Here is a 1089-nt window from a genome sequence, read left to right as displayed (position 1 = left end):
TGTTCTGACCTGACAGGTTAGGTACACGGCTGGCCGGTGGTTGACCTTTGAGTGCGGTGTGGCCGCGGTGGTGATTGTAGGTGTGTAGCCATCGTGGGAATTCGGCGCAGCGTTCGGCGTCGTTGCGGTAGAGCCGGGCGTAGGCCCATTCGTCGAGCAGGGTGCGGTGAAATCTCTCCACCTTGCCGTTGGTCTGGGGTCGATAGGGACGGGTGCGGCGGTGCTTGATCTGGCCCAAGGCATCACCGAATTTGTGCGATCGATAGCAAGACCCGTTGTCGGTCAACACGGTTCGCACTGTGAAGCCGCATTCGTTGAACCAGGCGTTGGCGCGCAGCCAGAACGCTGCCGCGGTCTCTTGGCGTTCATCAGCCAACAGTTCGGAATAGGCCAGCCGCGAGTGGGCATCGACGGCGGTATGGAGAAAGTGATACCCACGCACCAGGCGACGATCGCGGCGCTGTCCGGGTTGCTTATCGGCGTTTGCGTTGCGGTTGCCGGTGGTGCGGCCAAGCATGCGCCAGCCGCCGCCAGCGGGGATCTTGCCCAGCTTCTTGATATCGACGTGCACCAGCTCGCCGGGATGAGCTGACTCCATCCGGCGGATCACGCGTCCGGTCGGACGGTCCACCCATCGAAGTCTGGCCAGGCCATAGCGAGTGAGCACGTTATGCACCGTGGAGACATTCAGGCCAAGCAGATAGGCGATCCGCGCCGGCCCCCACCTGCGGATCACCCGGACTTTGATGATGCGTCGCTCGGTGCGGGTGGGAGTTCGATTCGGGCTACGACGGGGCCGTGAGCTGCGATCAGCCATTCCAGCCGGCCCCTGCTCGCGGTAACGCCGGGCCCACCGCTGCGCCGTGGTGACGGCGACCTGGAACCGCTCAGCGGCACGGCGCAACGACCAACCGTCCTCAACGATGCAACGGGCCAGACGCAGACGACCGGTCTCAGACAGTGGGGCATTACGGTGGGACACGAAGACCTCCGAGATGAGTTGGTGCGTTCCTTGACAGCTCGCACTTCACTCGGAGGTCTTCGTCATGTCACCACGCCACGCCGTACCTAACGTCCGTGGTCAGAACA

The 1089-nt window shown here is 63.5% G+C and carries 1 protein-coding gene; it reads right to left on the bottom strand.

Annotated features, from left to right (window positions below):
- On the bottom strand, positions 1-982 hold a 982-nt coding region (locus tag A5752_RS06990), incomplete at its 3' end, for an IS481 family transposase (protein ID WP_067083631.1).
- Positions 983-1089: the final 107 nt, after the last annotated feature.

It is taken from the genome of Mycobacterium sp. 852002-51961_SCH5331710, assembly GCF_001665535.1.
In the GTDB taxonomy this organism is placed as follows: domain Bacteria; phylum Actinomycetota; class Actinomycetes; order Mycobacteriales; family Mycobacteriaceae; genus Mycobacterium.
This window is presented reverse-complemented; position numbering and strand designations above follow the sequence as displayed.